The sequence below is a fragment of the Methanoculleus frigidifontis genome, assembly GCF_030464345.1.
Taxonomy (GTDB): Archaea; Halobacteriota; Methanomicrobia; order Methanomicrobiales; family Methanoculleaceae; genus Methanoculleus_A; species Methanoculleus_A frigidifontis.
The window spans coordinates 190,014-214,741 of the sequence record NZ_VCYH01000002.1 but is presented as its reverse complement, the minus strand read 5'-3'; the positions used below and the strand labels follow the sequence as shown (position 1 = coordinate 214,741).

Below are 24,728 nucleotides of genomic sequence, written 5' to 3'. Positions count from 1 at the left end.
TCTGCAGTGCCTTGGAACGCTGGCATCCCCGGTTTATTCCAAACTGTGCCGGTTGCGGCGCTCCCCGGCGTATTGAACACCCGGCCGCGTGCGGTGCGAAAGTAATCGATCTGCGCACTTCCCCGGGAAAACCGGGCTCCGGGAGGTCTCTTTAAGAGTCCTTTGCAAGCGCGGCGAATGTGAATTGCATCCATCCTTATCATCGCGGCGGGCGACGATCAGATCATGGCGACGAAAGATTACCTCGGGTGGGATCAGACGCTCTTTCGCGACCAGGACGTCTTCGAGATCGATTTTGTCCCGGACCAGCTCCACCACCGCGACCGGCAGCTGCGGGAACTCGCCTTTCACATCCGCCCGGCGCTCCGGGGCGGCCGGCCGCTGAACGCTATCTGCAAGGGGCTGCCGGGCACCGGGAAGACGACGTGCGTGAAGAAGCTCTTCGCCGATATCGAGGAGGCGACCCGGACGCTGATGCCGGTCTTCGTGAACTGCCAGGTCGAACGGACGCGGGCGAAGGTGTTTGCGAAGGTCTACGAGCAGCTGGTCGGGCACGCTCCGCAGACGAACGGCGTGCCGCAGCGCAAAGTGCTCGCCGCTATCGCCCGCCACATGCTCGATGAGCAGCAGGTTGTGATCGTCTGCCTGGACGATATCAACTACCTGCAGGACGCGGAGACCGTAAACGGCGTGCTCTACACTCTGATCCGGACGCACGAGGAGTATCCGGGCACCCGGATGGGCGTGATCGCGACGCTCTCGGACGTGCACCGCGACCTGAAGGCGGAGCTCGACGCCTGCGTGACCTCGGTCTTCCAGCCGGCGGAGATCTCCTTCGACCCCTACACGGCCGGAGAGATGTGCGCCATCCTGAAGGATCGGGCGGTGCAGGGCCTCTACCCGGGCGTCCTATCAGCGGAGATGCTCGACTTCGTGGTGACGCAGACGATTGCGCCCTGGGACCTCCGGGTGGGGCTCGACCTGATCAAGCGGTCGGTGCTGCTCGCGGAGACGGCGGGCAGGAAGGAGGTCTGCCGCGCGGACGTCTGCGCCGCGTACGAGCACTCGCGCTACGTGCATCTCGCCTGCACGGTGCGGACGCTCTCGGCGGCCGAACGCCGGCTGCTCCGGCACATCGCGGAGATGAGCCGGGCAAGTGCGGGGCTGACGTCCGGCGAGGTCTTCCGGTCTGCGAAGGAGCGGATGCAGCTCTCGTACTCGAGTTTCTTCGACCGGCTCAGGAAGCTCGACGAGATGCGGCTGATCGGTGTGCAGCACCGGAACGAGGGGGGACGGACGCGGGGTATCGCGCTGCGGTATGAGAGGGATTTGGTGGTGGCGGCGTGTGGGTGAGGGGGCCGGGCTTCCTCACTCCCCACGGCCGTTGCAACAGAGGCGCGGGAAGACCCCATAGAAGAGGAATCACATGCAACGAAACTATCCTAACGTGGCAGGGCAATATCTAGTACAATGCATTCCCTGCTACGGGAACTCCTGTTGCTTCCGGCCGAAACGGAATGGGTCGAGTTCAAGGAAGCAAAGAATAACTTTGATTTCGATGATCTCGGCAGATACTTCTCTGGGTTGAGCAACGAAGCCAACCTGAACGGGCAACCTGCCGGATGGCTTGTCTTCGGCGTCACGGACAAGCCTCCCCGGGAGGTTGTCGGCTCAAACTATTATCCCACTCCGCCCGGGCTTGACCGGCTCAAGCAGAAGATCGGGCAGCAGACAAATCATCAGATGACGTTTTCTGCAGTTCACGAGATCACCGTCGATGGGAAGCGGGTGATCCTGTTTGAGATACCGCCTGCTCTCCGTGGAGCTCCGACCACGTGGAGGAGCATTGCATATGGCCGCATTCACGACTCGCTTACACCTTTGGGCCTCATGAGATTGATCGGATACGTGCTCAGGTACCGCTGCCCGACTGGTCGGCGGAGTTCTGCGACGGCGCAACAATTGCCGATCTCGATCCGGAAGCGATCGCGTTTGCACGCGCCAAATATAAGAAAAAGCACAGGAACCTTGCAGAAGAGGTTGACGAATGGGACGATGCCACCTTCCTGAGTAAAGCAAAGGTCTGCAGAGACGGAAAAATAACGAAGACCGCAATCATTCTCCTTGGAAAGGGCGAAGCGGGACACTACCTCTCACCTGCGATTGCACGCATCACCTGGGTTTTGCGGGACGACGCAGAGATCGAGGTCGATTATGCTCACTTTGATCAGCCGATGATCCTTGCGGTCGATAAAGTGTTTGAAAAGATCCGAAATCTCACGATTCGCTATATTTCCGAGGAGACGCTGTTTCCCACGGAAATCCCACAGTATGACCAGTGGGTGATCCGCGAAGCGCTGCACAACTGCATCGCCCACCAGGACTACCGCCAATCCGCCCGCATCACGGTGACCGAAAGGCCGGATTCCCTCCTGTTTACGAACCGCGGCGATTTTATTCCGGGAACCGTCCAGAGTGTTATTGAGCGGGATATGCCCTCCGACTGGTATCGAAACCCGTTCCTCGCGAATGCGATGGTCGAGTTGGATATGATCGACACCATCGGCAGCGGGATCAAGCGGATGTTTACAAAACAGCGGGATCGTAACTTCCCAATGCCCGACTATGACTTCAGCGAAGCAGGGATGGTGCGGGTTACCGTTCCCGGACGGGTGATCGACGAGAAGTATACCCGGATGCTCGTCAAGCGTACGGATCTGACGCTGACGGATGTGATCGCCCTCGATAAGGTGCAGAAGGGGATGCCGATAACTCTGGAGGAGCAGAGAGCTCTGCGAAAGAAGCGACTCATCGAGGGCCGGTCTCCGAACCTGCACGTCTCGGCGGGTGTCGCTGCCGAAACAGATACGCGGGCCGATTATATTCGGAAGCACTCGCTTGATAAAGCGCATTTCAAGGGGCTGGTGACGGCGTATCTGAAAACGTATCACGAGGCGAAGAGGTCGGATATTGAAGACCTGTTGTTCGACAAGGTCTCGGACGCCTTGAACGACGAACAGAAGTACCTCTTTATCAGGGATCTGCTTCAGGAGATGCGAAAGGAAGGGACGATACGAACTGTCGGGAGAACGAAGGGCGCTACGTGGGTTCTTGCCTCCGACCGGTCGCACGATGCGTGACCGGCGAAAGGATTGAAGATGATTGTAGAAATGAACTTCGTGAAATCCGCTCAACAATGCAATCCGGCGAAGGAGAGCCAATATTTTGAGACGACTCTCGGAAAAAGATTGTAGGAGATTGTAGGAGATTGTCGAGAGACCTTGCCCGGGATCCCTTTGCACCCCCGTTTGCCGCCGGTGCAATTCTTTCTTTCCGGCGTCGCCCGCCCTCGATCCTGAGGCGGAACTTAATTCTTTCATGGCAAGGTTCTCCGGTCTGCGAAGGAGCGGCTGCAACTGTCGTATCCGGTCTTCTTCGACCGGCTCAGGAAGCTCAACGAGATGCGGCTGATCGATATGCAGCACCGGAATGAGGGGGGATGGACGCGGGGTATCGCGCTGCGGTATGAGAGGGATTTGGTGGTGGCGGCGTGTGGGTGAGAGGGGCCTTGCGGGTTTGAACCCGCGTTGTACTCTTCAGATGGACGCGCTGATCCTGCGGATACGCCGGGCACGAGGGGAGAACCGCTCTTCTCCTGGTGAGATCATGAGGACGCTTGCGGCCGCGCTCTCCGGGGAAGAGGATAGGTACTCCGCAGAGTGCCCGGTGGTCGCCGCCGCCGGCCGGGGCCTGACGGTGGCCGGTTCGTCCTGCAGGAACAGTCCTGACCGAATCCGCGCACGGCGACGGATCCTCCGGCCACGGGCGGAGAAATGCCGAAACCGGTGGAGGATCGCCTTCCGGCGGTCAGGCCCGGCTGCTTTATCGGTGATGTCGACCCTCCTCGATCCGTTCGCGTAGCAGCTCCCGCAGCCGCCGTACCTGCTTTTCATCGAGGCCTTCGATAACCGATCTGCACTTCACGAGAAAACGGGGCACCCGTTTTGAAAGGGTGCCGGAAACGGTCTCGGAAACGCTGCTCGCGACGTAGTACTGTGTTTCCACGCGTGCCCGTCGCGCTTTCTCGAGCACCTCGCACTCATCGGAGGTGAAATAGTCGCCAAGAAGTCGCTGCATAACTTCGATAGTGCAGGTGTGGTTTTCGGATCGTATCCCGATCTTCATCAGTACGGCGTAGAGGGAAAAGTACAGGGAATAGTACCCCGCCGAGATCTTCCAGTCGGGTGAAGCAACGGAATGCATGGCGTCCATGGCATCTTCAGCTTTTTTCAGGTATGCGCCCGCGAGATTGTCGCTTGGCTCGACAAACACGATGCCGTTTTTTATTCCGGCACACCAGGACAATCGATCTCTCATGCCATCATCTCCCGGACAAACGATTCCGCGTTCTTCCAGACGATGTGGTTGCGCTTCACTTCGACAAGAAGCGGGTCGGACCGATCTCGCGGGGCGAATGCATCTGCCGGGTAGGTCACCGTGTTGACCTCGACGTCGTACACCTTCTCGATTCTGGCTACTTCCCGTTCATCGATGGTTCCTGCAACGAAGATATCGATATCGGATTCCTCGGCGGCGGTGCCTCTGGCATAACTTCCGAAGAGAAGGACTGTGCCCTCTGCACGAGAGGCGACTTTGTTCATGATCTCCGAGACATACGGGTTTTCTTCCAGAAAGCGGATCTTTTTATAGATCTCGGCCAGAGCAAAGTACTGGATGGCGGTTTCGCCGGTTTTGATCCGGAAAAGCCTGGTCCTTCCGCGCTGCGACGATACAAGCACGCGTTTCTGTTCCAGTCGCACGAGGATCGCCTGCGCAGTCCCGTGGCTGAGAGGGAGATAGGTGCAGATCTCCCTGATGTAATATTCGCGATCGTAGCCATCGGAGAATAAGGCGAGTACCATGAGGTCGTTCTCAGTCATGTCTATTTTTTTAGACATATGTCCATTATTTTGTCATCATCCCGTATAGACGTTCGGGGGGAAATGTGTCTGTCGGAGATGGAGGAGAGGATGTACCGATCAGGCGTCCGTCACAGCGTTCGACAGCGTGAGGAGCGGGTTATGAGGGCACCCGCTCGCTCAAGATCCTTACGCGGCAGCGCTCCTTGAGCGCCTTTTCGGTCACCGCGTCCACCCTGCACCCGGGTTCCTCCTCCTGGTTCCTCCTCCTGGTTCCGCACGAGCGCTTTTGTGATCGAGAAACGTTCTGCCCGGCTCCATCTCCCCCGGAAGAGCGAGGCCGCTCCCGCACCGCCTCGCCCCATGTGGCCGAGCAGAAGATCCGGCCGAAAAGAATAGCCATGATGAGGGCGAGGCATGCGTGATGGACGAGGACGCTCGTTGGGAGCGGTCACCTGATGCGGCGCGGGGGTTTTACGGGTTTGAACCCGCGTTGTAACCTTTGCAAGGGTGACGCGATGTTCACCCGGATATGTTTTTGGTCAGCAGTATCACCCCGAAGAGAGATGCTCTTCTCTTGGTGGGATCATGAGGACGCTTGCGGCCGTGCTCTCCAAGAAAGAGGATATGTACGTAGCGGAGTGCCCGGAGGTCGGCACCGTCAGCCAGGGCCGGACGGTGGAGGAGGCGGTGGCCAATCTCAAGGAAGCGACGGAGCTGTACCTCGAAGAGTTCCCGCTGGACGGCGGGAGGAGGCCGATCATCACGACGTTTGCGGCGGCCGAGGGTGCCGCGGGCTGAAAACCCGTCTCGGGCGAGACGGTGATAAAGATACTCTCAAAACGGTACGGGTTTGTCGTGACCGGGCAATCGGGGAGCCATGTGCGCCTTTCAAAGACGACGCCCGACGGGAAGGTGGGTGTCCTGACTACCCCTTTGATTCTGCCCTACTCTTCCCACGCTTTCCGGACTTCCGGTAATGGATCAGTCTCACAGATCTGTTTCCATTTGTTGAGCACGTCCGGCACACCCTCTCCATGGGCGGTACAATAATTGTAGAGGTAGTGCGCTAAAGCCGCAGAATGCCGCCGTATGTCGGGTTTATCATCAAGCGGAATGAAATCAGGCTGATCTGGATGCACATCTCTCTCACCCTCGTGCGCAAGGTCTGTCTCAGCGCTAAGATACTCTAATCCAATATAGAGTTCCTGCAGTTGCTCTTGAGAAAGGGCATCCGAGCAGCGCTCCACTATTGCTGCGGCAATTTTCAGTGCCGTGTCCAGTTCGGGTTGCCTGCGAGTAGAAATCTTATGCACCAATTCGTTCAGTAAATCTTCCGGCGGTGACAAACTGCTTTCATTTCGGCTACAACAGACCCAATGGTAAATGCCAATCAGTGCATCACGCACCTTCGAGGGATTTGGTGAAATAATCCCATCTCGCAACTTCGCAGTTACTTGCTCATAATAACTGGAGTCTATCAGAAGAACAAAAGGATAGGCTGAAAGGACATCGACCCCGAGTTTTTCCATCTCGGACAACAGTCGGAATATGAGTTCCTCTGCCTCTTTGTTCTGCAGCCGACGGATTCTCGGCAATATTATATTGTTCATTAACCTGACGAGCCCGGAAAACTGCGAATCGAGTGAGTCAAGGCTAAAGACCCTGAGAGTTTTCCCGGATTCGCCAAGAAGATCTTTTAGATCGTCCCATACCTCTGCGATTTTAAAGAGCAGAGCAGATAACTCTTCGGGAGTCCAATCGATGTACTTGTCATCTTCACAAATGTCAGGACACGTTATCGGTGGAGATGCAGTCCCCCATTCATCTAAGTAGTCTGATAAGACACCACCTGCAGAGTGAGCCTTTACACCAATCTGTCTACCATCCGGTGCAAAATTGCGGACAACTATCCTTGGGATTGGCATTGAGGATAAGTACTTTCTGAATTTTTCTTTGGAACCGCCGTTCTCAATTTCAGGGAGCCTGAAGAATGCTGATTTCAAAAACGGTGTCTGATCTGGAAGGCCTGTTTCTGGATCGATTCTTTCCCACAAAGCATCTGCAAACTCCCTTTCTTCTACTTCATCAAGCGCACCGATGTCGACAAGCGAAACCAACCGCAAGAGCGCACGTGACCTTGCCTCGTCATTTCCAACCCTTACGATCCGTGTTAGTCGCTCGATCTGTGACTTCACTACGCCTTGATCAAAGTTTTTGGTAACACTGGCACTCTTGCCCAAATTGATGTAGTGGAACGGCTCGACCCAATGACTTACGACTGCAGGGTGATAATCATCTTCATTTGCTACCGGCAGCGATAATAACCGTGGGAGTAGCGATAGCGTTTGATCTTTCGTCATTGAGTGAAGTATTCTCTGGAATAATTGCTTGATGCCATCATATACTGAGGGATCTCGGTAGAAGACAGGATTCTTATACATTCTGATAGTGAGATCTAGCAGTTGCGACAGTTCTGATGGAGAGAATCTTATGCAAAGCCTGGATAGGAGCTCGGAGAGTGTTTGCACCTGTTGATATTGAAAAGATGGCGTTCTTCTATGATTGATTGAGGGATTTTCAATCAAATACTGTACTGACTTTTGGAATGAATCGAGTAACAATGAATGATATGTATCTACCTGTTCTTGGCTGATTGCAGCGATAAATGCGCGATTGAATCTCTTCTTCACCCGGTCGGTCTTTCTTGACCGAATTATTGTGTTAAGGGACCAAAGTGGTGCGAGCGCTTCGATACGATCCGATGCGTTGGCAATTTCGTCAGAATATACCGAGATCAACCCGCACTTCATCGGCATACCAGCTTCCTCATACATTCTCAGGAAGGAAAAGGCGGGAAGAGACCTTTCGACATCTTGATCCGACGCGAAGTGCAACGTATTTGTCACTCTACCAGGATCAAAGTCTTTCTTTCTTTCAATTTGTGGAGTTGATTGTTGTGGAGGAGTACTGACGCCCGCTGTCAACCTTTCAATCTCAGGCTGAGGGTTGCAACGATAATGCCCCAACCGATCCCACCGATTATGGTACTCTTCACGAAGGGTGTCGCCGGAAGTCCACGAATTGCTATAATCAACCATGCTCAGCAAATTCATTGTCCATCCCTCTTGTGAGAGTAAGGCATAATCCTCAATGTTTGACTGAAGGTGGGATCGGATCCGTGTCAGTGTGGCACGTAATGTTCGCTCGGCTTCGGTTAGTTCACCCAACTCTGCGAGAATTGCAGCACGTTTAACTGCGAAATGAGGTATATCGTAATCTTCCGGCCATGTCTCGAGTATCTTGAAGACCTGATCGTGATCGAATTTGAAAAGATTATACAGTGAGTCCTCGTAGCAATATCTGATTTTCCACTCCTTCTTCAAATCACCTACTTTTTCCAGTCTGTCCATCCACTGGCGATGCTCGCTCTCGTCGAAGAACTCCCGCGTTTGCCTCGCCATAGCAAAAGCGAGGTAAACCCAGCTTTCGCCGATTTGTTTCCAATTGAAATCTCTTGCATTTTCATCGTCTGGCCTGTATTCCGCGCTGTCCAGATGAATGATCTGAGGGTAGGGATTTATTGAGACCAATAGTTCCCTCAAGACATCAGCAACATTACTAAATAGCGGGACAAGAGACTTCTCAAGCCTCCAGATCAGCTCAAAGAGTAAGTAAAGGTTATCAGGGAAATGAAGAGCTCTAACTGAGTTTGCAACAGGGTTAATCCAGTAATGAGTATAATTCCAAATCACCGCACGGTTTTCGCCGGGGGTGACGACCCAACCTGGATAGTGAAGTCTCTGCTCGCGCCACTTTTTAGATAATTCGAGGAGTTCCTCTGGTGAAATATTATTATCTTTGGGACCCTGTGACCCTAAATCTGGCAATGGGGGGGTGCCTGGTGGAATTTGGGGAATGAAACAACTGCTGAGATTGGGCTGCGGAATCCTTGCAGGTTTTGGCCATCTCAACTTGTTTTGAGGTTCTCCAAGTTTTAAGGTCCACAAAAACCATTCCAGGGCACATCGGTGCCTTTCATCTGTATCAGGCCACTCTGTACGAGGGAATAGCGGCGCTAGATCGATCATCTTGACGCCGTTTGCCTCACATCTATCTCTCTCAGCTTGGTCAGCGTCCAAAACCCCACACAGATAGATAGGAGGAGCATATTTTCCGAGATACTTTCTAACCCATTCGACCCATCGTGTGAAGTTCGGGTCATCTCCTGAAAAACCAATAAGGCAGAAGATGTTTTCCATTACTGATTGTTGAACCAGATTCGTGAACGGAGCAAAATCTGTAGGGTAATCCTCATAGTCTTTTTGAGTTATAATAAATGGAAAATTTGAGGGAAAACTCCCATGTAACTTGATTACCCTTGGTTTAATCTTAGTAGGGATTTGGTTGATATTCTGTATGATATCGTATTTTTTATCGAATATTCTTGGAAGCGTTCTCTCTAGCAAAGTGTCATAATTTGTGGTGAAGACATCTGACCACGGTAACGAGAGCAGGAGCTCATGCAGATTTCCAGGGAAGTACTCATTATCGGGTATATTTTCGAGTAGAAGGTTGTTTAAAGCCAATCTCCCAAATTTGGCCTCATATTCGGACGCGTACTTTACGGCGTTCGCTCCAGAAGTTGAGTAGGCTCTTTCCGACGCATGCTCACCCCATTTCGGGTTGAGCGCATCATAGAACAACACTCCAAGATCATTCCAAAGGGGGAATAAGCGGGTGTTTTGAGAGAATCTTTCGGCATTCCGGCTGAATCCGCTACCAACCATTACTGCGGCTTTGCCGTATTCTCTTCCGCTCCAAAGGTATTTTCGAATCTGTTCGATGTGGATTTGATCGTCTAGAGGGAGTTTACTATTCATGTACTCCCTCCACAATTGCCACCTCATCCTCCGTCAGCCCGTAGATCTCATACACCAGCCGGTCGATCTGCCGGTCGGTCGCATCGATCATCCCGGCGAGCACCTCCCGCTCGTGCGGAGCCTTCGCCGCCTGCAGGCGTTTGTTCAGGTCGAGCATCTGCTCAACGAGAGCGACCATGCGGTCGTGGCGGGCGACGTCGGCGGGGCTTGCGGGGTCTATGGTGCGGATGGGAAAGGTCTGGACGACGACTGCTGCGGGCATGAAGAACCCTCCCCGTAGTTTAGGGAGCAATGTTTCGAAAAGGAATGCGGTTAACTTGCTGTTCAGTATGCCCAACAGGTACTTGTCGTCGCTTGGAATAGCAAAACACTTGTTGTTTGGATAGAGCCCTTCGGCATCTATTGTAAATTCCGGTCTCTGGCATATTTCAGGATAGAGTATCTTCGGTTCTTCGAATACGCCATAGTATTCACAAGCGCGGAGCTCCCACCAGTAATCGCCTTTATCATAGCGCTTCTCTGCCTCCTTTGCATGAGGTTCCAGGTGGTTGGCAATCGCGGGCACATTCTCTTTCAACCAGAGCCATTTGTTTCGATGCCCCTGTGAATTGAGATCCGTCCAGCCTTTTTCGAATAGAATCAGAAACAGTGAATTTTTGAGCGGGCTGTATCGCTTAATCTCTTTCCCAGCGAGATATGGCTTGATGAATGGAGCACTCTTTGGATCTTCAGTTATCAGGCGTTGTTTCGTGCTTTCATCAATGACAAATGCTTTGTTGAGGCCGGTTTTCACTCCCCAGTATATCTTCCCGTGGATGTAGTCTGCAAGGGAAACGCCAACCGCTTGAAGTTTTTTGAGTAACTCTCGAGACTGCTCATCGATTAGCGACCATCCTGTATCGTCCAACGAACTTAGACTCAACGGAAAACAAGTTTCGTTCACATAGGTGGCGAGATCACCGAAATCGAGCGAATCGACATTTGTCACCTTGAACACACCATCCGGCTCCCCAGTTGACACCCGCACAATACACGTATATGCCGTCGTCCCCTCAAAAACCGGCAGATCCCCGAAGTCCACGATCTCCTCGATCCGCTTCTCTTTCAGCCACTGTCGCAGGGGCTTCCCGTAATTCGCCCGCATCCACTTGTTCGCCACGATGTAGGCGAACTGCCCGCCCGGGCGGAGGAGCGAGACGCCCTTCTCGATGAAGTAGGTGTAGAGGTCGGCGACGCCGTGGTAGACCGCGTAGTGCTGCTTCGCATACTCCTTGAACTCCCGCCCGAGGATCTCCTGACGGACATACGGCGGATTCCCGATCACCGCGTCGAACCCGCCCGCCTGCAGAATGGCCGGGAACGCCCGGTCCCAGTCGAAGGCGTTGATCCGGAAGATCGTCTCCTCGTCGTCGAGCGTCAGCTGCACGTCATTGTAGATATCCGGGCCGATCAGCGAGTTCCCGCACTTGATATTCTCGTGGAGGGATGGGAGCACCCGCTCCTGCGTGATCGTCAGCTGCTTGCCGATCCGCTCGGACTTCTCGCCCTCGAGCACCTTCAGGAGCAGCGAGAGCTTCGTCACCTCCACCGCCTGCGGGTCGATGTCCACGCCGTAGATGTTGTTCAAGAGAATCCGCTTCTTCTCCTCTGTCGTCAGCCGCCAGTCGGTATCGGTCACCTGGTAGACCGGGAGGAAGTACTCGTCGCCCCGCGTCTTCCTGCCCCGGCCCTTCTTCGCCGGCGCAGGCTTTGCCGGCAGCAGCGCCAGCACCGCCGGGTCGGTCGTCTTCTTCCCGGCAGCGAGCAGCGGGACGAGGTGATCCATATACCACTGGAGGTGCCAGTCCAGGAGGTACTGGTAGGCGCCGAGCAGGAACGAACCCGAACCGCAGGCCGGGTCGAGGACGTGGATCTCCGCCGCCGCCTTCGGGTCCTTCCCGAAGAGGAGGCTCCCGACGGTCTGCTGCACGATATACTCCACGATGTAGGTCGGCGTATAGAAGACCCCGCCCGCCTTCTTCACCTCCGGCTTCTCCTCGACCTTCGCCTGGTGCCCGGCCGTCAGGCGGATGACCTTTCCCAGGAACTGCTCGTAGACCTGGCCGAGGATATCCGCCGGGAAGACCGAGAACTCGTAGGGCGAGTCCGGGTAGTAGAGGTGGCTGATGATCTGCTTGAGCACCTTATCGTCGATGGAGAGCGAGAGCGTCAGGGTGTCCGGGTCCTCCCGCCCCGGCTCCGTCGAGAAGTGGAACAGCCCGGAGTTGTACCTGTCGTCCGCGTAGCGGAAGAGCGACCGCAACCGCTCGTAGATATCCTTCCCGGCGGCGATCGTCTTCAGCTGCTCGTACTCCTCGATCCCGCGGTCCTCGCAGATCCGGAGAAACACGATCCGGTCGATCGTCTTCTGCACCGCCGCGTTCAGCTCCCTGACCGAGAGATCCTTGTTCCGGAGCGCGATGTTCTTCGCAAGGAGGTCGCGCCACCCCTCGATCTCGGCGAGGAACGCGTCGTCGATACCGGCGGTGCCCTTCCCGCCCTTCTTCTGCTTCAGGTTATCGACGTACTCGTCGTACCCGCCGGTCAGGATGCCCTGCTTCGAGAAGATCGCCGCAATCTCGTCCCACTTCTCAATATAGTCGGTATATCGGTAGTAGCCGATCCGTTTCGCCGACGCCTTATCCTTCGGAGACGGTTTCGCCGTGCAGTCGTAGATGATGAACTCCTCGAAGTCCGTGAGCAGGCTGACCGGCAGCTTCGCGCTCCAGGCATACCGGCGTACCTGGTAGGCCGGCTCCGGGTTTTCCTTGAGGTTCACGGCGGGCTTCTTCGCCTCGACGAAGAACTTCCGCACCCCGCCGATCCGGAACGAGTAGTCCGGCGCTTTGGTGGACTTCTCCACCCTGACCGTATCCTCGTGGATCACGTCCTTGTAGCGCTCGTCAAGCCCCGAGCGGTTGTTCACGTCCCAGCCAAGCGCCTCGAAGAAAGGATCGATGAACTCTTTTCTGACCTGGAACTCGTTGTAGGAGGGAGACGTATACTTTGCAGAGTACTGGTCAAACCGCTTGACCAGATCGACGATCTCGGGCGGGGCAGGCATGGTATCACGTGAATATGGAAAACAGCCCGGCAAAAAGGTTAGCATTTATTCCCGGAGGTTGGAGAGGTGGGATACGGATTCTGCGATTCGCCGGCGGTCGGTCGGGCCGGATCACTGGCGTTTGGTATCTTTAATGAGTTGTCGTCTCTCATGCAGGAATCACACATCGTGTATTACGGTAAAATACGCAAACAAAATTACCATGACCGTGCAGAGATATCGATCGGGAGGAGAGATGTATGATATTCGAGATCTATGAGGAAGATCTGGTCGAAGCTGGGTTTGACCTTGAGGAGAAAACGTATCCGGCTGCCATCGAGAGGGATCACATGCTCGTCATCGGCACCCCGGGAGATATCACCGTCCGGATCTTCAAGGACGGTCAGCGATACCGCGTGGAGATCCCCGTCGAGGTCGTCACGCAGATACAGTTTGAGGACTCCACCTACGAACATCCGCTCCCCGCCTACATTGAGACCGCGGAGGGGAGAATCAGCCTGATCTTCCCCTGACAGTTCAGTATGGTGCGACTGGGGGGCGGATCTGTCAGGCAGATGGGGAAAACAGCCCGGCAAAAGGGTTGGCATTTGCTCTTCGTCGAAGGAGGGCGCCACCAATGTTTCCAAGCCCTATCAGACCGGCGAGCGGCTGCCCGTCCGCTCGCCCAGGTACCTGACGTCGTGGAGAGGATGAGATCGCGGTTGACGACGATATGGCGGTAGTCTCCGGTGTAGAGCGCCAGCACCTCCCGGTCCGCGAGGACACAGCGCCGCCGCCGCGAGCTTCTCCAGAGCCGCTTCCGGGCATTCGCGGCAGCGTTCGGCAACCGTCCGGAGAGGTGGGACGATCCGCCACTCGCGGCTCTCGGCCTCGGTGAGGAGGGTCCCCGCCGACCTGGCCGGTCTCAGGTGCGCGACCGCCCGCCGGAATGCGCAGACGAGATTCTGCCGGATGGTGTTGCACCGCCCTCCCGTCCCGTCGCCGAAACACTCGGCACAGACTCCTCTGCTGGAATGGTTCGGCTCCGGGTCGTCGAAGACATCCGCAGCCTCGACTCCCCAGGTATCGGCGACGTGGAAATAGTACCCGATGAGGACGTCACTGGCGAGGAGATAGGGCAGCCTACCTCTTCCCTGCCGGAGACGCGCCGCACGCGAGATCGCGGGAGATACGCATTGCCATATCGACGAGAGCCGATACGTCGCCGTCGGAGTCCGGCGGGAGAGAGGGCTGATGATCGCGGCCGAGGTTCTCCCGCTCGACATTGAAGCGCTGCTCCATCGTGTCGCAGAACTCCTGCAATTGCTCCTCTGTATACACAATCGGGATCATGCCCGTCGCGACGACGTGCGAGACGAAGCAGAGGGCATTGCAGCCTTCGGTCGCGAGCGTAGGGGCGCGCGAAGGGTTGCGGCGGAGGGCGAGGCGGTATGCGTCGTCCCACGCCAGGTATGCGTCGTAGAAGACCTCAAGAGCGGGAAGCGGATACGCCGCAATGAGGCCGTCTAAAACCTCCTCGACGGCGGCAATCCACTCCGCGTTCAGGGGGGAGCGCACCGTGTTGCGGCCTTCCCAGATCTCTTCGGGGATTCCTCCCGGGAAAGCCTCGCACGTCCGATCCGGTCCCGAGGTGAGATGGATGCAGAACGTGCAGACCGGGCTGTACACGGAGCGGCTCGCCTCGGTATCGTCCAGGATATATCCCGTGGCAATCCGCTCCGTGTCCAGGGCATGAACCGCACCGGCAACCTTCGTGGAGAGGGGGAGGATGCTCGTGCAGAACGTGCGCTCGAACCCATCGGCATGCAGACCGCTCCGCTCCAGGTACGCGATTTCGTCAGAACGTAACCGGAAGTGCTCAAGCGGGATCTCCTCGCCATCGGAGAACTCCTTCCAGAGACGGAACTGGTGGGTGATGTCGCTGATACGGTCGGCTCTTCGGGCCCTTACCCACTGGAGCACGGTCGAGAGAAGCAGCCGTTCGTAGGGCGTAAAGAGCGACAGATCCGCCTGCATCCTGGGGTGATATCCGTAGGATTCGGAGGCCTTGCCTCGGGAACGGCTGCCTGCTGTCCGTCTTCCCGGGTGCGCCCTTTTCGTCGGTGTCATCACGTCGAAGTAGGCGCTCGACACCGACGTCAGTTGAAATGCTGCAGCCTCGGCCGGCCCCTGGGGCATGCGGATATAGGTCGTCCCGCAGAGCGTTGTCCCTCTCTGGTTGTAGTAGATGAGATCTACAAGGAAGATGAACTTCAGGAGTTTCGTCCGACCGATGCGGTTGTCACGCTCCACTGCATACAGCAACGCATTGATCAACGTCTGCTTGCGCATACCCTCACCTCGACCCTGCAGCTTCCGCTCTCCCGGGAAAACAAGTCTGTATGTGTGCGTATTACCGGTGCCAAACGATAACCCTTTCTCAAAGCACGGGCGCATCACCGCCGCCCCTCCCGCACCAGCCGGGCATACCGCCCCTCGCTGACGTTCGCCCGCTTCTTGCGTGAGTGGTAGGCCGCCTTCCTCGACGCTTTCCGCACAGATCCGACCGGCCTTGCAATCTCGTGCAGCGTATCCAAATGTTCGGAGCTCCCCGGCAGATGTTCGGAGCTCGACTTCGAACAGATCCCAGGAGCTCCGAACATTTCACCTCCCATCGGGTGGTGGCCGGGACGGTAGGAGAACGTGCTCCTGCCCAATCCTTCACGCATCAGAAGCTCCTTACCGACCAGACCACCACGAGCCGCGGTGATATCGTGAGGGTGCTCTTTCATCGCCTCTTTCAGCCTGCCTTCACGCATCGCCCGGAAGGAGGTGACGACCGACACCTGCGTGAAGATCTCGCCCTCTTCGACGCTACTCATCTCCGCCTTCGGTAATCTCCCAGCGGCCACCCTTTGCCGGGCCGATGCGTTGCACCTTTCCGGATTTTTTGAGTTTTGCCAGTTGCAACTCTATGGCCCTGGTGCTCTTGCCCAGTGCTTCGGCCATCTCCGGTATCGTGATCTCTGGCTGTCGTCGGATCATCTCCAGGATTAACCCCGAAGTTTTTCCCGAAGTTTTTCCCGAAGGTTCTTCCCCACCCTGGACCCGGCGGACGATCGTCTGGAACCCGTCGCTGACGCCAAACTCCGGCTCCGGCAGCTCAGCCTCCGTGCAGCGGCGGATCATGTCCCGCGTTCCCGTGCCCATCCGCTCGATGTAGCCGGTCAGGTACATCGGCTCGGCGAGGAGCGGGTTGCCCGAGAGCGTCGCCGAAACATTGGTAACTGCCTTCCTCTCTGGCAGGTAATCACTACTTCCCGATCTTTGCACCGGCCGCCGTCCGGTACCCCTGAAGGGGATGAGTGGGAACATTCTTGTACCTCGCCTCGATCCTGCCATCCTCCAGCATGGGGTTGATATAGTGGTTCCGGAGCGAATCTTTGCTCCGGTTTAGCAGTTCGGCTAAGTCATCGAGAGTTAGGAATCTCTCCTCGCAGAGGCAGAGAATCGTTTCCTCTACTACCTTCTTCGGCGCTTTCCGCACAGATCTAACCGGCCTTGCAATTTCGCGTAATGTATCCAAATGTTCGGAGCTTGCGATCAAATGTTCGGAGCTTTGCTTCGAACAGATCCCCGGAGCTCCGAACATTTCACCCGCTCGAACTCGCGGTAGTCGAGCACGCCGGGAAGAGGCTGGGGCCATGGTTGCATCACAGTTGCAAATGGGGTTGCTCCCTATAAAATCGTGCAGAGATAAATTAAGTTGGATTACTGGCCTATCTCCTTCGGGATGCGTATTTCTTCACGTCACAGGAAGTAATCCCTTAGATTCCCTTTCGCCCGAGAGTGGAACGCCGTAATCACTTGAGAGTACTTACTACCTTCTCGGCAAGACTGATGGCCGACTGGACCTTCTGTGAGGTCGCATTATATGCCGGGTCATCATAGTCGCTTTCGTTCCGCCATTGTCGAAGCTGAGTGAGATATCGTGCGATATCCTTCTTCCCATGGTCTTTTAGATGGTCTCGGAGATCGCGATGGTCCTCTTCATTGTCGGCAGGTTCAAACAAGAAATTATCTTTTGCATGCCACTTTGCGTGACAGAACGCCGCATAATATGCTCGGCTGATCGCGCTCCTATAAGCAGCTTCCCTGGGTATAGTCGTATCGTCTGCGTTACTAAAAAGGAATATTGCGACGTCGATGAAGTGAGACCATTGAAACTGCATGAACTACTCCGTTGGAGGTCTAAAGTCTGTAGTAACGACGATCCAGCCCGGTTGATCACCAAGGGCTGCTTCATACTCGCCACAGATCACGTCGATCTGTTCCATAATGTCGGTATCGTACGTATGCTGGCGGATATAGATAGTCAGGTATTCGTCCTCTATCTCGGGATCGCTATACACATCAAGGGTGATCTGAGCTCTTTGACCGAACGCCTCTTCTGCTAGCATGCATGCATAGAGCACGGCATCATAAATGCCCGGATTCTGACGGAGGTAGTTGACAACACTTCCTGGGTTGGGAAACTCGAACCCGAGGTACTCATGGAGGTGTAGGAGAGATTGCTCAATATCGGTGGAGAGATAGGTGCTTTCACCCGAGTAGTCAGTAAGGTCAATGTTCTCTCCAAACATCTCGCAGAATTTCACACAGGTATAGCCCAGATATTTTTCAAGTAGCTGCTGCAGCCGTACCTTCCAGGGATACTCTGTCTCGATTCTGTCAAGTTCGCCTGCAGTAATCCAGACTCTCTGGCGTGCACGATATGGATCGATGAACCATCCTGTTTCCATATTCAGTCCTCCAGATCAAACAGCGATCTCAATTTGTCCGTCACACTTCCTTCAAAGATCTCTCGCACTTCTCTATGTGCATTCTCGAGCCATTCAAACACTTCGTCTGGAGCAATCGCCTGCCGTTTTGCGAGGAAGTAGTCTGTTGTCAGGATAAATGCCGAATTTCCCGGTTTTTCCTGCATAGCGCGTGTGAGTTGCAGGCGGCAAATATCCCGCATGTCGGCAAAGGGAAAATCACACCCCACTATGAAATTGACGAATTTTTGAGGAAGATGTTCTCCGATACCCGGGTGGAAATTGAAGTAATCTTTAAGTTTTCCGGTCTCTTCCGGGATCTCTATCTTATCTAGGTACATGAGGCCGATCCGGTCGATTCCTGTGATCCCAGTCACCTCCTGTATGGCGTTGAATGTCTGTTGAATTTTAGGCTGGAAGACTTTCCAGGACGGGTACGGCTGCAGGCAGTTGATCGCAAGAATATGGTTCCCGATATGAAGCAGGATCTTACGGTTCTCCGAGTAGAGTATTGTACGCTCCACCGATATGACCTTTTGACTGACTCCGGAATTACCTTGCGTTATCTCAAGTTCCTGCCCTTTCTGAACTTCTCTGTGGGGGAACTCCTCTTTTAACCGCTCATAGAGGCGCTCAGGAATGGCAGCATCCCATGGTGTATCCGGTGGGAATCGAAATTCACAGACAGCCTCAATAACCGGTGGGTTTCGATATCCGCTCATTTCACACTCCTTGATATATGGGCGGCAGATGATAATAGTTTCTTGTTCTGAATCGGAGTATCACCGGGGATGATAATCAATCTTTTGAAATGGGATAAGGGTACCCCGTTCTCACCAGTGCACTGATGACACATTTCTCCTGTCAATACTGGCTGATGCATAATCTTCTCCTGAAAGTGGATGGATCTGCTTGTCACATACCGGTGCCCGACCCTTTTGATTAAGGCACCTACTCTGCTCTGAATTCCGGTTTCATGCCCATAACTCACCTTTCGGTCTATTTTCTTGCATCCTAGAACTGCCTCCTTGAACTGTGCAGTATCATCAGGTGACGAATTTTGCCTGTGTTTCACAGCGCTTTTCACCGCCGGCCCCTGCAGGGGATCGACCGGGATCACCGCACCCCCTCCCTCGCGTTCCACTCCCGCACCAGCCGGGCATAACACCCCTGGCAGATGTTCGTCTGCGCCTCGCGGGAGCGATAGACCGCCTTCCCGGTACCGCAGATATCGCACCGGCCAAGCTCCACGCGCGCCCGCTCGAAGGCCCGGTGATCGAGCAGTCCGGGCAGCGGCCGGACGGGTGTTGCAACACTGTTGTACATGGTGTTGCAAAGGGGTGTGCAAACATGAGTGCAAACACTTTTCGCGACCGAACTCTTTGATACGTCAGGGAATTTTAGATTCCTCGATACATTGCCATTTTCGATTTTTTCGTTTGCAACAGATCCGAAAACGCACAGCTTCGAGGGTTCGTGCACGTGATCAGGCTGTTCTTCCGGTGGAGTTAGATCGGGCGTGCCGTGCGATCCGGAAATTGTTGCAAACGACCTCGGATCGTCGCGATCGATCTCGACCAGATCTTCGTTATTTCCGGATTCATCGCCGGAATGCCCCGAACACTCCTCCTCGATCTCTTTGCACACCCCTTTGCACACCCCTTTGCACTCCTGTTTGCAACCGGTGTTGCAACACCCGTCCGGAGGCGGCGGGGAGCCCTCCTCCCCCGCACCTTCATCCTCGTCTTCCAGCCAGACCGCGAGCTCTGCCACCCACTCCCGGTAACGCTCGATATCGAACTGAAAGTGGCGCTCGTGCCGGCGGACGGTCGTCCCGGTGCTCTCGTCGATGACGGTCGCGTCCACCACGCTGATGGCCGGGCACTTCTCGAGGAGGCCGCAGTAGGTCATCCCCCGGGCGGAGTAGCCCTGCAGGATTCGCCGGACCTGATGATATGACAATCCGGTCGCCTGCTGCAGCATCCGGACCGTGAACGTCTCCCACCCCATCCGGGCGATCGTCGCCAGTGCCGCCGCCTCGTTACGGGTCATCTTCGAGTCCTGTCCGCCGCCCTCCTGGTTGATCGCGCCGTAGAGCCGGGCAGCGGCCTCGAAGTCCTGCCGCGTCGCCTCGATCTGGGTGATGCCACCGGCCTCCCGGTGCTCCCGTTGCAGGAACCGCAAAGCCGCGTGGCACTTGATCAGGTCGAAGAGCATCGCCGGGTTGCGGCGGTTCGCGGCGCTGGAGAACTGGATCCGCCGGGCGAACGGGATCCGGACGAAGATCCGGTGCTGCTTGATGGCTGCCCAGAGTGCCCGGGCGGTCAGGACGTCCGGGCCATCGCCCTTCGGCTGCTCGCCGGCCTCAACCCGCTTGAGGTGCTCGAGCACCGCCCGGTCCTGCTCGGCAGAGTCGTCGATCCAGACCGTGAGCATCCGGTTCATCACCTGGTCATCGCCCGGGTTCTCGACCTTGGCGAGCCACCAGACGCACCGCTCCGGGATGCTGCAGACCCGGAGCTGCCGGTCCGAGGTGAGCGTCCGGTGCTCGATCGGGTCGTGGAAGGATGACGTCGCTGCTTTCAGGACCTCCTGCAGATCATCTGAGAGCGTCGTGTCGTCGAAGAGGATCACCGTCCCGGGCCGGAGGTCGTCGGCGTAGTAGAGCGCCTTGTTGGAGACAGTGCCGGTCATCTTGTAGGCCTCCGGGATCAGGCTGAGCATCGTCGAACAGGCGTGGCTCTTGCCCTTCCCGGAGTTACCGGAGATCGCGACGTGCAGGCCTTTGGTGTTCATCACCGACTGCGAGGCGACCGACAGGACCAGACACTCCGCGACGATACGGTCGCCGACGTGGGACCTGTAGAAGGTCTCGAGCAGGAACCCGAGCGGGTCGCCCTGGCGGAGGATCTCCATCGCCCGGCGGTGGTGCTCGTCCTCCGGCGGAGCAGGAGGAGGGTCGGATTTGTCCTCCTTCCTCTTCGGTATCAGTGTCCGCTTCTCCCGCGGGCGGTAGCGGTCGCGGAGCTCCGGCCAACGCTGCGCACCGCCGCCGCAGCTCTGGTGGTGGCAGCCGGCGAAGATCGCGCCGTTCGCGAACTGGATCGCAAAGGCGCCGTCTTTGTGCGCCGAGGAGAACGGGCAGTCCTCGAGAGTGTAGAGCGTGCCGCCGCGGTACGGCCGCGTCGACCGCACTGCGATGTTCTGATCGAGGAGCCAGGTGGCGAGGTCGATGGCAAACCCGTTGTCGTTCGGTCGCTTCGGCGCCGGCTCCTCTTTTGGGAGCAGCCCGGCGAGGTGCGTGAGCTGCTCCAGCGGAACAATATCTATCTCCTCTGGAACGGAGAGGAGCTTCGCCCTCCGGTGCGGCCGCTCCGCCGTGTTGTCGCCCTTCCGCGAGACCGTGCCGTAGAGTTTCCAGATCCGGGCGGCGTTGTAGTTTGCGGTGTCAACCGTAACCTTTCCATTGGAGAAGAGGGCGTCGAGGACGGTGAGACAGTTCTTCACAAGATCCGTCGCCACGTCGTCGTTCGGCAGATCGATCCGGTAGAGGAGGTGGGCGCCGTTGCCGGAGTCGGCCCGCACCGGCACCGGGAAACCTTCTTCTGCGAGCCATGCGGCGATCTTCTCGGCCGTCGCCAGCGCCAGGTCGTGCTCTTCCTCGGTCGAGGAGACCCCGCTCGGCCGGACTGGGTCGATATCGATCGGCAGCCAGCGCCGTTTCACAATATCGGCGTCGGCCGTGGTCGCGTCCTTCTTACCGAGCCGCATCTTGATCCGGTTCGCCCGCCGGGAGAGGAGCGCTCCGTTCACAGGGTTGAGGGTGACGTAGATCCCGCCGACCGACGGATCGGCGTCGAGCACCTCCGCCCGCTCGGCAAGCTCCGCACGATCGTCGAAGTAGCCGGAGTGGACGGCGCTCTCGGCGAGCGCCCGCACCTCGACGACGCCTTCGGGGGCGATGACGGCCGCCGCCCGGAGCAGTTCGTCTTTCATCCCGTCTCCCCCGGGATAATCGGGAAGAGCGGAGCGCTCACAGCCTCGCCCCGCGCCACCCGCTGCAGGCTGACCACCGGGACGATGTACGACCCGACGCGGGTGTGGAGCGCAACGGCCTTGCCGGAGCGGTTGATCGCGGCATGCCCCTCGATGGCGACGTCGCAGATCAGGTAGTCCTCCCGCTTGGCCTTCGAGCAGTCCTGGGTGATCGGCACCACCCGCCCGGAGAAGAGCAGCGCCTTCACGTCCTCCGGCTCGATCCGGTAACGCTCGGCGTCGACAAGGATGTGGAGCACCCCGCCGAGGCCGTAGGAGATCGTCCCGGGTTCAGTATTCATTGCCGCCCGCCTCCTGCCCGGTTATGGCCGTGACTGTGTAGTAGTGGCCGGCCGTCCGGATGATGTGGATCTCCCGGAGTGCCTTGCCGTGCCGGCCGACCGCGTTTGCCACCACCTGTGCGACGAGATAGAGCGGGACCGCGTTCGGTGCCTGTCCCTCCGGACTCATCGCGGGCACGCTCCGGGGGCGGACACGCTTATATCGTTGCAGTGCCGAGTACCATTGGCGGCCTGGTGCATCCTGGTGCTGTGAACATTTTGGTGTGCCCGGCTGCCGCCGCAGATAGATTCGCGTTCTCTTTTCGATTCTACCAGGATCCAGATGCCCTCGCGGAGCATCAGTCTCCCGATGCCCCGATACAGCGGATACTGCTTCTCGAAGGCCTCGATGTCGTCCCGGGTTACGGGTCGCGGTTTTCGTTTCATGCGTAACCTCGTTGCTGTACTTTGCGGTGTGTCGACGTTCTCGAAGGGAGAGGCCGGTTTTCGTGCACCGCTTGATTCAGCGTGGGGAAACCCGGATTAAAAAGAGTGGGCAACGGTGGTGGAAGTGAATGTGTAAACGCTCGATACCGAAAGGTGCCGAATTGTTTGGGGAGATGTGCTCCTCCCCCTTCAAAATCATGTCTTATCAAAAAGAGGTCACGCCATCTGCTCGCGACAGCCACCCTTCCCTGCAAGAATATCCGCGAGGCTCTCCCGGCCGCCCGGCTCCGGGATCTCCCGCCCCTCCTGCCGGGCGGTCTTGAGCCAGAGGTCGACGGCCACCGCCGCTTCGCCGAAAGCCTCCTCTTCGGTCTCACCGAATGCAGAGCAGCCGGCAAGCTCCGGGACGACGGCGATGAACCCCTCGTCCTCGTCGCTCGGAATAATCCAGATAGTATAGGTCATAGTCCGCACTCGTCTCACGGACCCGTTCGGGTCCCCCGTTCGATGATCGCGATATAATCCGCGAACATGTACTGCCTGAATCGCTGCTTTCCGGTAATCTCTTTCAGGATGCCGATATCCTCGAGCTTCTTAATCAACTGGTAGGCGGCCGGTCCGCTCACCCCGAGCACCTTCGCCGCCTCCGGCGCGGTGATGATCGGCTCGTCGAAGAGTGCATACACCAGTTTCACGGCGTTCGCCCCGCCGATATTGTTCTTAAGAAGCGTATCGACAACGTCGTCCTTCAGCCGGATCACTTCTTTTGCCGACGCAAGCGACTCATTCGAGACCTCAACGACCCCGCGCAGGAAGAACGTGAGCCATGCCTCCCATTCTCCGTCCGTCCGGATATTGTTGAGAATCCGGTAGTACTCCTCCCGGTGCCTTTTCAGGTAGATACTCAAGTACAGGAGAGGCCGTGCGAGAATCCCCTTCCAGCAGAGATAAAACGTGATGAGCATCCGTCCCATCCGGCCGTTTCCGTCCAGGAACGGGTGGATGGTCTCGAACTGAGCGTGAATGAGCGCGATCTTGATGAGTGGTGGGGTAGAGTCTTTCGAGAGGATGAAGTCCTCCAGATCTTTCATCAGGTCGTCCACACGCTGTGGGGGTGGCGGGACAAAGACGGCATCGCTGATGGAGGTTGCTCCTGACGGGGCTATGTAATTCTGGACGGTCCGGAAATTCCCCGGCTGCCGATCCGATCCCCGCGTGCCTTTGATCAGAATACGGTGGATATCCTTGACGAGGTTCAGGGATATTGGAGTGCTCTTGATCTGTTTCAGCCCGTCGTCCATAGCCCGCAGATAGTTGATGACCTCGCGGAGATCGTTGATGTTATCTCTCGGTTTCAGGTTCGCCTCGAATTCGAGGACTCCTTTGAGTGACGCCTGCGTCCCCTCGATCTGCGAGCTCAGCAACGCCTCCTTCTTCATGTACATCGCGATGAACAGGTCCGGGTTCGGGAGCGTCATCGACATACCGTCGAGCCGTGCAAGCGCCCGGTCGGCTTCGGAGAGCAGGCACTGCAGCGTTTCGTCGTACGCGATCGGCGGATCGGGCGGGAGGCCTTTTGGTATGAAAGCGTTATAGCCGTCTTTTTGATGAACAAAATCTCCACTTCGGCTCTCTTGCATGGATCACCTGCGAGATGAATGATCTCTATGATAACTTTAGTTTACTTACAGCGGTATATCTTCTTCTACGTTAAGTCTGCTTAACGGAGGGAGCGGTGCACGGTGCACCGTTAGCCCTGGTTACCGTACATGATATGGTGGGGTGCTGGAAAAGGTAGCCCTGCGGCGAAAAGGGTAGGGCGGAATGGATCACCGCTCGCCCTTCCGCTTCTTCTCCTCGATAAGCTCGCTCACCATCCTCGCCCGGGCTTCGATCCGTCCCTGCACCACGCTAAGTAAGCCCAAAATCGCACCCTCATCCCGTCAGGTGCTCTTCCTCCAGCAGTTTGTGGTAGTCCATATACAGGTGGACCGGGTCGGAGAGTTTGCTGGTTGCACGTTTGAACCCGAACTTCTCGTAGAATCCTACGGATTCGCGTTTCGAGTCCACAGTGATGATCCTGCAACCGACGTACCCGGACAGCTTTATCGTGAGCGCCAGGACCTCGCCGAGCATCAGAAACCCGATGCCTCTGTTCTGATACTTCGTCGATGTCGCCAGCCGGGCAATTTTTATCGCCGGATATTTCCGGTAAGGATACCCTCGTTTCCCATCCTGTGGGCCGACCTACTGCGCACCGA

23 protein-coding genes and 1 pseudogene are annotated in these 24,728 nt (G+C 56.7%); 7 read left to right on the top strand and 17 right to left on the bottom strand.

Annotated elements, in window-relative coordinates:
• Positions 1 to 225: 225 nt before the first annotated feature.
• From FGU65_RS03980 to FGU65_RS03965, 4 genes and pseudogenes are all read left to right on the top strand, one after another.
• Positions 226 to 1,353 carry an ORC1-type DNA replication protein gene (locus FGU65_RS03980; protein ID WP_301663118.1) on the top strand — a complete coding sequence of 376 codons (1,128 nt, stop codon included), beginning with the start codon at positions 226 to 228 and terminating at the stop codon, positions 1,351 to 1,353.
• Positions 1,354 to 1,470: 117 nt separating this feature from the next.
• Positions 1,471 to 1,818 (top strand): annotated as a pseudogene (locus FGU65_RS03975) (ATP-binding protein); the annotation flags it as partial.
• Between the two features lie 17 nt (positions 1,819 to 1,835).
• Positions 1,836 to 3,140, top strand: a complete 1,305-nt coding sequence (locus FGU65_RS03970) for a DUF8451 domain-containing protein (RefSeq protein ID WP_301663117.1) — start codon at positions 1,836 to 1,838, stop codon at positions 3,138 to 3,140.
• A 526-nt stretch (positions 3,141 to 3,666) separates the two neighbouring features.
• Positions 3,667 to 3,921: a hypothetical protein gene (locus FGU65_RS03965; RefSeq protein WP_301663116.1), complete on the top strand. Its 255-nt coding sequence runs from the start codon at positions 3,667 to 3,669 to the stop codon at positions 3,919 to 3,921.
• On the opposite strand, the gene FGU65_RS03960 is transcribed toward FGU65_RS03965, so the two are convergent.
• On the bottom strand, positions 3,883 to 4,377 hold the full coding sequence (locus FGU65_RS03960; RefSeq protein WP_301663115.1) for a hypothetical protein: 495 nt from the start codon (positions 4,375 to 4,377) through the stop codon (positions 3,883 to 3,885). The genes FGU65_RS03965 and FGU65_RS03960 overlap by 39 nt on opposite strands.
• Positions 4,374 to 4,958 (bottom strand): nucleotidyltransferase domain-containing protein, encoded by a 585-nt coding sequence (locus FGU65_RS03955; RefSeq protein ID WP_301663114.1) that lies wholly within the window; start codon positions 4,956 to 4,958, stop codon positions 4,374 to 4,376. Before FGU65_RS03955 ends, FGU65_RS03960 begins: the two co-directional genes overlap by 4 nt.
• A 549-nt stretch (positions 4,959 to 5,507) precedes the next feature.
• Between FGU65_RS03955 and FGU65_RS03950 the strand changes: the two genes are divergently transcribed.
• Complete coding sequence (locus FGU65_RS03950) at positions 5,508 to 5,720, top strand: type II toxin-antitoxin system HicB family antitoxin (protein WP_301663113.1); 213 nt, start codon at positions 5,508 to 5,510, stop codon at positions 5,718 to 5,720.
• A 21-nt stretch (positions 5,721 to 5,741) separates the two neighbouring features.
• Positions 5,742 to 5,972 (top strand): type II toxin-antitoxin system HicA family toxin, encoded by a 231-nt coding sequence (locus FGU65_RS15995; RefSeq protein ID WP_437344432.1) that lies wholly within the window; start codon positions 5,742 to 5,744, stop codon positions 5,970 to 5,972.
• Here FGU65_RS15995 and FGU65_RS03945 read toward each other — a convergent pair.
• Complete coding sequence (locus FGU65_RS03945) at positions 5,867 to 9,802, bottom strand: SIR2 family NAD-dependent protein deacylase (protein WP_301663112.1); 3,936 nt, start codon at positions 9,800 to 9,802, stop codon at positions 5,867 to 5,869. The genes FGU65_RS15995 and FGU65_RS03945 overlap by 106 nt on opposite strands.
• A complete protein-coding gene (locus FGU65_RS03940; protein WP_301663111.1) occupies positions 9,795 to 12,905 on the bottom strand; it encodes an Eco57I restriction-modification methylase domain-containing protein in 3,111 nt (1,036 codons plus the stop codon). The genes FGU65_RS03945 and FGU65_RS03940 overlap by 8 nt, the downstream gene beginning before the upstream one ends.
• 239 nt (positions 12,906 to 13,144) lie before the next feature.
• Here FGU65_RS03940 and FGU65_RS03935 point away from each other — a divergent pair, with 239 nt between their 5' ends.
• Positions 13,145 to 13,417 carry a hypothetical protein gene (locus FGU65_RS03935; protein WP_301663110.1) on the top strand — a complete coding sequence of 91 codons (273 nt, stop codon included), beginning with the start codon at positions 13,145 to 13,147 and terminating at the stop codon, positions 13,415 to 13,417.
• 610 nt (positions 13,418 to 14,027) lie between these two features.
• On the opposite strand, the gene FGU65_RS03930 is transcribed toward FGU65_RS03935, so the two are convergent.
• From FGU65_RS03930 to FGU65_RS03875, 13 genes are all read right to left on the bottom strand, one after another.
• Positions 14,028 to 15,236 (bottom strand): type II toxin-antitoxin system antitoxin SocA domain-containing protein, encoded by a 1,209-nt coding sequence (locus FGU65_RS03930; protein WP_301663109.1) that lies wholly within the window; start codon positions 15,234 to 15,236, stop codon positions 14,028 to 14,030.
• Between the two features lie 104 nt (positions 15,237 to 15,340).
• Entirely contained in the window at positions 15,341 to 15,766 is a 426-nt protein-coding gene (locus tag FGU65_RS03925) for a hypothetical protein (protein ID WP_301663108.1), read from the bottom strand.
• Complete coding sequence (locus tag FGU65_RS03920; RefSeq protein ID WP_301663107.1) at positions 15,759 to 16,286, bottom strand: ATP-binding protein; 528 nt, start codon at positions 16,284 to 16,286, stop codon at positions 15,759 to 15,761. Before FGU65_RS03920 ends, FGU65_RS03925 begins: the two co-directional genes overlap by 8 nt.
• Before the next feature lie 461 nt (positions 16,287 to 16,747).
• A complete protein-coding gene (locus FGU65_RS15870) occupies positions 16,748 to 17,116 on the bottom strand; it encodes a HEPN domain-containing protein (protein WP_367652352.1) in 369 nt (122 codons plus the stop codon).
• 3 nt (positions 17,117 to 17,119) lie between these two features.
• On the bottom strand, positions 17,120 to 17,686 hold the full coding sequence (locus FGU65_RS03915) for a hypothetical protein (RefSeq protein ID WP_301663106.1): 567 nt from the start codon (positions 17,684 to 17,686) through the stop codon (positions 17,120 to 17,122).
• 2 nt (positions 17,687 to 17,688) lie between these two features.
• Positions 17,689 to 18,426, bottom strand: a complete 738-nt coding sequence (locus FGU65_RS03910) for a TIGR04255 family protein (protein ID WP_301663105.1) — start codon at positions 18,424 to 18,426, stop codon at positions 17,689 to 17,691.
• Positions 18,423 to 18,824, bottom strand: coding sequence for a hypothetical protein (locus FGU65_RS03905; protein WP_301663104.1), 402 nt, complete (start codon positions 18,822 to 18,824; stop codon positions 18,423 to 18,425). The genes FGU65_RS03910 and FGU65_RS03905 overlap by 4 nt, the downstream gene beginning before the upstream one ends.
• Complete coding sequence (locus tag FGU65_RS03900; protein ID WP_301663103.1) at positions 18,821 to 21,700, bottom strand: MTBMA_p00010-related P-loop-containing protein; 2,880 nt, start codon at positions 21,698 to 21,700, stop codon at positions 18,821 to 18,823. The genes FGU65_RS03905 and FGU65_RS03900 overlap by 4 nt, the downstream gene beginning before the upstream one ends.
• Positions 21,697 to 22,041: a hypothetical protein gene (locus FGU65_RS03895; RefSeq protein ID WP_301663102.1), complete on the bottom strand. Its 345-nt coding sequence runs from the start codon at positions 22,039 to 22,041 to the stop codon at positions 21,697 to 21,699. Before FGU65_RS03895 ends, FGU65_RS03900 begins: the two co-directional genes overlap by 4 nt.
• The gene (locus tag FGU65_RS03890; protein ID WP_301663101.1) at positions 22,031 to 22,210 is read right to left on the bottom strand and encodes a hypothetical protein; all 180 of its coding nucleotides are present in this window, start codon (positions 22,208 to 22,210) and stop codon (positions 22,031 to 22,033) included. Before FGU65_RS03890 ends, FGU65_RS03895 begins: the two co-directional genes overlap by 11 nt.
• 473 nt (positions 22,211 to 22,683) lie before the next feature.
• Positions 22,684 to 22,932 carry a type II toxin-antitoxin system HicB family antitoxin gene (locus tag FGU65_RS03885; protein WP_301663100.1) on the bottom strand — a complete coding sequence of 83 codons (249 nt, stop codon included), beginning with the start codon at positions 22,930 to 22,932 and terminating at the stop codon, positions 22,684 to 22,686.
• 14 nt (positions 22,933 to 22,946) lie between these two features.
• Positions 22,947 to 24,107 carry a Fic family protein gene (locus tag FGU65_RS03880; RefSeq protein ID WP_301663099.1) on the bottom strand — a complete coding sequence of 387 codons (1,161 nt, stop codon included), beginning with the start codon at positions 24,105 to 24,107 and terminating at the stop codon, positions 22,947 to 22,949.
• 295 nt (positions 24,108 to 24,402) lie between these two features.
• Positions 24,403 to 24,663: a GNAT family N-acetyltransferase gene (locus FGU65_RS03875; RefSeq protein WP_301663293.1), complete on the bottom strand. Its 261-nt coding sequence runs from the start codon at positions 24,661 to 24,663 to the stop codon at positions 24,403 to 24,405.
• Positions 24,664 to 24,728: the final 65 nt, after the last annotated feature.